The organism is Chromobacterium sp. Ag138 (genome assembly GCF_055181315.1).
In genome coordinates this window covers 1,440,409-1,447,445 of record NZ_JBUPWA010000001.1, presented here as the reverse complement: position 1 = coordinate 1,447,445, position 7,037 = coordinate 1,440,409, and the positions used below count along the sequence as shown (strand labels likewise).

Sequence of the window (7,037 nt, the reverse complement as noted above, 5' to 3'; positions counted from 1 at the left end):
CTCTACCAACTGAGCTAAACGCCCGATATCCGGGTACTGCTTTGTAACTGTTGGCGGAGTGGACGGGACTCGAACCCGCGACCCCCGGCGTGACAGGCCGGTATTCTAACCAACTGAACTACCACTCCAACCGAAACTTTGGTGGGCGTTGACGGAGTCGAACCGCCGACATTCTGCTTGTAAGGCAGACGCTCTACCAACTGAGCTAAACGCCCTGAATTCGTTTCGCTGCTTGCGTTTCAGCGAGGAGGCGAATTAAAGCACAGGGTTTAAGCTCGCGCAAGTGCCCGGGGTAAGTTTTTTTGCGGAAAGCGCCGGTTTTGAATATTTGCTCCAATTTTTCTGCTTTTTGCCGGGTCTGCGGGTGACGGCTGCTTCGCGCCTCATGTATCATGCCGCGATTAGGTTTGACGGATGATTGTAAGAATGAAGCCGACCTTTCTCGATTTTGAGCAACCGATTGCCGAGCTCGAGAACAAAATTGAAGAGCTGCGTTTCGTGCAGGACGACTCCGTGCTGGATATCTCCGAAGAGATCGCCCGCCTGCAGAAGAAGAGTCTGGAACTGACCAAGACTCTATACGCCAAACTGACGCCTTCGCAGATCGCGATGGTGGCTCGCCATCCGCAGCGTCCTTATACGCTGGATTACATCCAGGCCATCTTCACCGATTTCGAAGAGCTGCACGGCGACCGCGCGTTTGCCGACGACGCCGCCATCGTGGGCGGCCTGGCCCGTTTCAACGGCCAGTCGGTGATGGTGATCGGCCAGCAAAAGGGCCGCGACACCAAGGAAAAGATCCGCCGCAACTTCGGCATGCCGCACCCGGAAGGCTATCGCAAGGCGCTGCGCCTGATGAAGCTGGCCGAGAAGTTCGGCATTCCGGTGTTCACCTTCGTCGATACCACCGGCGCCTGGCCGGGCATCGGCGCCGAGGAGCGCGGCCAGTCCGAGGCGATCGGCCGCAATCTGTATGAGATGACCCGCCTGCGCGTGCCCATCGTCGTCACCGTGATCGGCGAGGGCGGTTCCGGCGGCGCGCTGGCCATCGCCGTCGGCGATAGCGTCAATATGCTGCAATACGCCACCTATTCGGTGATTTCGCCGGAAGGCTGCGCCTCCATCCTGTGGAAGACCGCCGAGCGCGCGTCCGACGCCGCGGAGGCGCTGGGCATCACCGCGCCGCGTCTGAAGACGCTGGGGCTGATCGACCGCGTGGTCACCGAGCCGGTGGGCGGCGCTCATCGCGACCATGCGCAGATGATGGCCACCTTGAAGCGCGTGTTGCAGGACGAGATGAAGGATGTGCAGTCCAAACCTATGGACGCGCTGCTGAAAGAGCGCTTCGACCGCCTGATGAGCTATGGCCGCTTCAAGGAAGACGCAGCCTGAGCTGGCGGACAGCCTGATCAAGCACTGGCCGGACGAATTGTCCGGCCTTTTCGCTTTTGAGGTCGGGCTTTCCGGCGGATTGGACTCGGTGGCGCTGTTGTCGCTGTTGTGCGAGGCGCGCGAGCGGCGGCCGGCGCTCGCGCTGTCCGCCGCGCATGTCCACCATGGCTTGAGCCCCAACGCCGACGCGTGGGCCGAGCATTGCCAGGCCTTGTGCGACGCTCTGGGCGTGCCTTTGCGCATCGAGCGGGTGCAGGTGCGCGCCGGCGGCGGCGAAAGCGTCGAAGCCGCGGCGCGCGAGGCGCGTTACGCGGTCTACCGGCGTTCCGCCGCCAGCGTGATCGCGCTGGCCCATCATCAGGATGACCAGGCCGAAACCGTGTTGCTGCAGCTGCTGCGCGGCGGCGGCGTTCGGGCGCTGGCGGCGATGCCGGCGCTGCGCGAGCTGGCCCCGGGCAAGCTGTTGTGGCGGCCGCTGCTGGAGATTCCCCGCGCGCGGCTGGAGGCTTATGTCCGGGAGCGGGGGCTGTCCTGGGTCGACGACGAAAGCAATCTGGACACCCGTTATCGCCGCAACCTGCTGCGGCAGGACATCCTGCCGCGCCTGGAGAGGGCGCTGCCCCATTACCGCAGCCATCTGGCGCGCGCGGCGATGCTGCAGGCCGATGCCGCGGCCATCCTGGACGAGGTGGCGCGCCAGGATCTGGGCGCCTGCCGAACCGAAAACGGGCTGGATTGCGCGCGGCTGCTGGCGCTGTCGGCGCCGCGCCGGCGCCAGGTTTTGCTGGCCTGGCTGGAGGCGCTGGGCTGGCCGGCGCCGGAGCCGGGCGCTTTGCTGGAATTCTTGCGGCAGGCCGAGCATGCGGGGCAGGGCGCCAGCCCGGTTCTGACGTTGCCGCAGGGCTGTTTGTTGCGTTTTGCCGATACTGTGCAGGCCTGGCCTAAAGCACTGGCGGAGCCGCCGGCTTTAACCGCGTTGTTGTGGCGCGGCGGCGACGCTCTGCCGCTGCCGGAGTGGGGCGGCGAGCTGGCCTGGGAGTGGCGCGAGCGCGGCTTGCCGGAGGCGTTGCTGGCGAGCGGCGCCAGTCTGGCGCCGCGGCGCGGCGGCGAGAAACTGCCCGCCAGGGTGGGGCGCCGCGAGGTGAAGGATCTGCTCCGCGAGGCTGGCGTGCCGCCGTTGCTGCGCCGCCGCTGGCCGTTATTGTACGGCGCGGATGGCGAACTGCTGGCGGTGCCGGGCATCGCCGTATCCCACTGCGCGGCGGCGGAGGCCGGCTGGTGGCCGCTGTGGCGTCCCGTCAGCCTCTGATCCTGTTGCCCGCGCGGCCAGAGAGAGGCGGTTGTCCCATTCTTCCTTTTCTTCCTCATTTTCATGATTTTCATGCCTTGATTGCCGCTGGATAGCGTTCTGGTCGCGCGGGCGCTTGAAGCGCAGGCGGCAATGGCGTTGCGGGCGCGGAATAAATGAAAACAGGCCGGAATGTCCGGCCTGTTCCTATCCAGCGGGGCTGATGATTACAGATCGACCTGCATCGTCACCGCCGCGCTGCGCGGCGCGCCCAGGTTGTAGCGCACGGTGTCGGCCGCGTTGACCTTGGATGAGGTCGGGATGCGGTAGCTGGTGTTGAACATATTGCTGAGGTTCAGCTTCAGCGTCGGATTCTTCAGCATGCCGATATTGCCGAAGCGGTAGCCGGCGTCCAGGTCCACCGTGGTGTATTCCGGCACCGCCTCGTCGTTGACCAGGGTGGCGAACTGCTTGCCGGTGTGCTTGACGTCGGTGCGGACATACCAGGCGCCCGGCGAATACTGCAGCGACAGCGCGGCCATCCAGCGCGGCGTCATCGGGAAGTCGTTGCCCTGGGTTTGCAGCAAGGTGTTGTTGCCGGACGCGTCCTTCCAGTTCAGGTTGTTCTGGATCTGGCTGTGGTTGCTGGTGAACGAGGCATAGGCGCTCCAGCCCTTGACCGGCACGGTGCCCAGCTCGATCTCGCCGCCCCAGGTGTGCACGCCGCCGGCGTTGATGTTCACCGATTTCAGCGTCACCGGGTCATAGGAGTTGGCCTGGCGGTTGCTGAAATCCACGTTGAACAGCGAACCGCTGAGCGTCAGGATCTCGCCCTGCCAGCGGTAGCCCAGGTCGGTATTGACCGAGGTTTCCGGCACCACGTCGTTGGCCATCACCACCTGGCCGTTGACCACCTGCACATTGCCGTTGCTGCTGCTGTAGGCGTAGTTGGGCACCGCGCGGTAGTTCTTGGTGATGTTGAAGAATACCTGCTGCTTGGGCGTCAGGAAGTAGCGCATGCCGAAGCTGGGCAGGGTTTCGCGGTAGGTCTTGTTGATGGTGTAGTCGTAGGCCGCCGCGCAGGTCTTGCTGGAGGCGCCGCAGCCGTCGTTGGCGTGGTTGGTGAACTCGCGCTTGATCTGCGGCGTGCGCAGGCCGGCATTGATGCCCAGGCGGTCGTCCAGGAAGTTGAAGGTGCCGATGGCGAACAGCTGGGTGGCGGTGCTGACGGTTTCCCAATCGCGGTACTGGTACAGGCTGCCGTCCGGCCGGGTGAGCAGATTCGACCGCATCCACGGGTCTTGCGGGCTGCCGTCGGCGTTGGTCAGGCTGGCCGGACCGGTCTGGTCGTGCTGGGCGCGCTCGTACCATACGCCGGCCTGCAGCAGGTGGTTGCCCAGGCTTTGCTCCATGGTGACGGTGATGCCGGGGCGGCGGGTGCGGGTGATGCTGCTGCCGTTGACCACGATGGTGTCCAGCGTGTCGCCGTCGCCGTTCAGGTCCTTGGCCGCGGTGTCGGTATGGGTGGCCTTGTTCAGGAAAGCGCTCTCGGACTGGGTCTGCTGGCTGGTGGCGCCGCCGTAGCCGTACCAGAAGTAGGGCTGGATCTTGACGCGGGTGTCCGGCCCCAGCTTCAGCACCGCGTCCACCTTGGCGATCACGTTTTCAAACGGGTTTTGCTGCAGTTGGTAGTAGGCGGGAGTCGGGCCGGTTTCCTTCTGCGCGGTGCCGTTCTTCGGCGTCAGATGCCCCGGGATGAAGCTGGTGGCGTAATCGTAGCCATAGCCGGTCTGTTGCAGCTGCTGCAGCGTCGGGGTGCCGAAAGCGTTGCCGATCTGACGGTTGTACAGCAGGGACGCGTTGATGTAGCCGCCGCTGAAGTCGTAGCGGATGCCGGTGTCCACGTGGTCGCGCTTCATGCCGCCGGCGCCTTTCCACTTGTCGGTTTCGCTGTGCGAATAGCTGGCGAAGGCGCGGGCCTTGCCGTCGGCGAACAAGCCGGTATCGCCGCGGATGTAGGTGCGCTGCAGGCTGTTGCTGCCCAGGCTCTGAGCGATGCGCACGCGGCGCTCCTTTTCCGGATCGCAGGTGACGAAGCTCATATTGCCGCCGCTGGCGCCCATGTGCGGGGCGTCGGTGTCGCTGGAGCCCTGGGTGACCGAACCCTGGCACAGGTTTTCCAGGTCGACGAATTCCTGCGGATAGACGTTGTAGCTGCCGGAGTCGTTGACCGGCACGCCGTTGATGGTGACGCCGATCTGGTCGGAGTTGAAGCCGCGTATGGTCAGCGCGCCGCCGAACATGCCGGTGTTGTCCTGGCTGGACGCGTTGACGCCGGGCAGCATGTTGATGCCCTGGTAGATGTTCGAGGTCGGGCTTTGCTTCTCCAGCGCGGCCTTGCTGACGTCGCTGCGCGCGCGCGCGCCTTCCTGCTGCTGCAGCAATCCCACGCCCAGCTTGTCGCCGGCGCCGGTGATGGTGACGGTTTGCAGCTGGGTTTCCTCCGCGAGCGCGGCCTGGCTGGCCAGGGCGGCGAGCACGGCCAGAGTCAAGGGGCGCAAGTATGCCTTCTTATCCATTTCATTTCCTGAGATGTAGAGAAACCAATTTTTAGTTCTGATGCATTTTTCAAGCGCAGCAGCGGGCCTGCCGTCAGGCATGGCTAATCGCATGGCTAATCGCATGGCAAACCAAGTGGATGACTTGGGTGAGTCGGAGGGCGGAGCCTTGTCCCGGCTGGAAAAAATTCGCGTCTATGAGTGCGGCTGCAAGCGCGTGGCGCCTGGGCGCTTTCATGCCAGGAAAAATCACCAGCCTGGATTAGTTCGGCTTGGAATTATTTTTAAGCGGCAAATTTAGTCTATTGTCATTTCGATTTCAATAAACAAATATTGCAAAAAGAATAAAGAAATATGTCTTTAAATGAAGTATTAAGCGAGAAAATCGCGCCGAATCAGGGTGGGGCAAGGCAGGAAGTAGGACAAGTATTAATGAGTTGCAAAGCCGGCGGGGAAACTGAGTGAAAATTGATATGGCATCATTTTTCACTGTGATCGTTCTGTCTTCGTATTTTTTCGGGGCGATGAGACGCGGCGCGCTGAGGAGAGAGGAGGGCTTGGCGCTGTTGCAAGCCCCCGCAGAGACGCTAAGCCACGACGCCCCGACGCGGGGGCGCGCGTGAGGCAGGGCGCGCTGGCAGGATCAGGGTTGTGTCGACGGCTTTCAAGCGAGCGGCAGCTGAACGATGCCCTGCTCATCCAGGCGCAGATAGCCGCCGCGGTCGCCGTGCCAGTCCTGAATCACCCAGCGGCTGGACGCGTCGTGCCGGTGATGGGCGGGCCGATGGGTGTGGCCATGGACCAGCGTGGGCCAGTCATGGGCGGCCAGCAGCGCGCGCACCGCGGCCTCGGTGACGTCGGAGATGGCGGTGAGGCCGGTTTGCTGCTTGTTCATCTCGCTCTGCGCGCGGGCGTGGCGGGCGATGGCGTGGCGCTCGGCCAGCGGCTTGGCCAGCATCGCCTGTTGCCATTGCGGGCTGCGGCTCATGGCGCGGAATTGCTGGTAGGCGGCGTCGTCGGTGCACAGCGCGTCGCCGTGGCTGAGCAGGATGCGCCGGCCATGGGCCTCGATCAGCGTCGGGTCGTCCAGCAGCCTGGCGCCGCTGCGGGCCTCGAAGCCCGCGCCCAGCAGGAAGTCGCGGTTGCCTCGCATCACGTACAGCGGCGTGTCGGCGGCGAAGGCGCGCATCGCGGCAAGCGGCGCTTCCAGGTAGGGGGAGTCGTCGTCGTCTCCCACCCAGTATTCGAACAGGTCTCCCAGGATGTACAGCGCCGCAATCCGGCCGCGCCAGGCGGCGAGCGTGTCCAGGAACAGCTGGTTGAGCGCCGGGGTGTCGTCGGCGAGGTGCAGGTCGGAAATGAAATGAATGGCCATGGCAGCTGGTTTATCCGGGGAAAGACAAAGCCGGGGCAGGGCCCCGGCTGGATGTTGAAAGCGGACGCTTAGATGACTTCCGCCTTTTGGAGCACGACGGGCTCAACCGGCACATCCTGGTGCATGCCGCTGCGGCCGGTGCGGACGGTCTTGATGCGGTCCACCACGTCCTGGCCGGCCACGACCTGGCCGAATACCGCGTAGCCCCAGCCTTGGGAGCTTTCGGACTTGAAATCCAGGAAGTCGTTGTCGGAGACGTTGATGAAGAACTGCGCCGACGCCGAGTGCGGGTCCATGGTGCGGGCCATGGCGACGGTGTAGGTCTTGTTGGACAGGCCGTTGTTGGCCTCGTTCTGGATCGGGTCCCGGGTGGGCTTCTGGTTCATGTCGGCGTCGAAACCGCCGCCCTGGATCATGAAGCCGT

Annotated in this window: 5 protein-coding genes and 2 tRNA genes; 2 read left to right on the top strand and 5 right to left on the bottom strand. The window is 64.0% G+C overall.

Annotation, left to right across the window (positions count from 1 at the left end; translation table 11 throughout):
- Positions 1-51 precede the first annotated feature (51 nt).
- Together ACY3GB_RS06420 and ACY3GB_RS06415 are read right to left on the bottom strand one after the other, a co-directional pair.
- A tRNA-Asp gene (locus ACY3GB_RS06420) sits at positions 52-128 on the bottom strand.
- Positions 129-139: 11 nt separating this feature from the next.
- Positions 140-215: transfer RNA gene (locus ACY3GB_RS06415), tRNA-Val, on the bottom strand.
- Between the two features lie 211 nt (positions 216-426).
- Here ACY3GB_RS06415 and ACY3GB_RS06410 point away from each other — a divergent pair.
- Positions 427-1,392, top strand: a complete 966-nt coding sequence (locus ACY3GB_RS06410) for an acetyl-CoA carboxylase carboxyltransferase subunit alpha (protein WP_463088020.1) — start codon at positions 427-429, stop codon at positions 1,390-1,392.
- On the top strand, positions 1,364-2,701 hold the full coding sequence (gene tilS / locus ACY3GB_RS06405) for a tRNA lysidine(34) synthetase TilS (protein ID WP_463088019.1): 1,338 nt from the start codon (positions 1,364-1,366) through the stop codon (positions 2,699-2,701). The genes ACY3GB_RS06410 and tilS overlap by 29 nt, the downstream gene beginning before the upstream one ends.
- A gap of 206 nt (positions 2,702-2,907) precedes the next feature.
- On the opposite strand, the gene ACY3GB_RS06400 is transcribed toward tilS, so the two are convergent.
- The 3 genes from ACY3GB_RS06400 to ACY3GB_RS06390 all read right to left on the bottom strand — a co-directional run.
- Positions 2,908-5,259: a TonB-dependent receptor gene (locus ACY3GB_RS06400; protein WP_463088018.1), complete on the bottom strand. Its 2,352-nt coding sequence runs from the start codon at positions 5,257-5,259 to the stop codon at positions 2,908-2,910.
- A 643-nt stretch (positions 5,260-5,902) separates the two neighbouring features.
- Complete coding sequence (locus ACY3GB_RS06395; protein ID WP_463088017.1) at positions 5,903-6,613, bottom strand: UDP-2,3-diacylglucosamine diphosphatase; 711 nt, start codon at positions 6,611-6,613, stop codon at positions 5,903-5,905.
- A gap of 68 nt (positions 6,614-6,681) precedes the next feature.
- Positions 6,682-7,037 (bottom strand): peptidylprolyl isomerase (locus tag ACY3GB_RS06390; protein ID WP_463088016.1); only part of this gene is annotated, 356 nt, incomplete at its 5' end.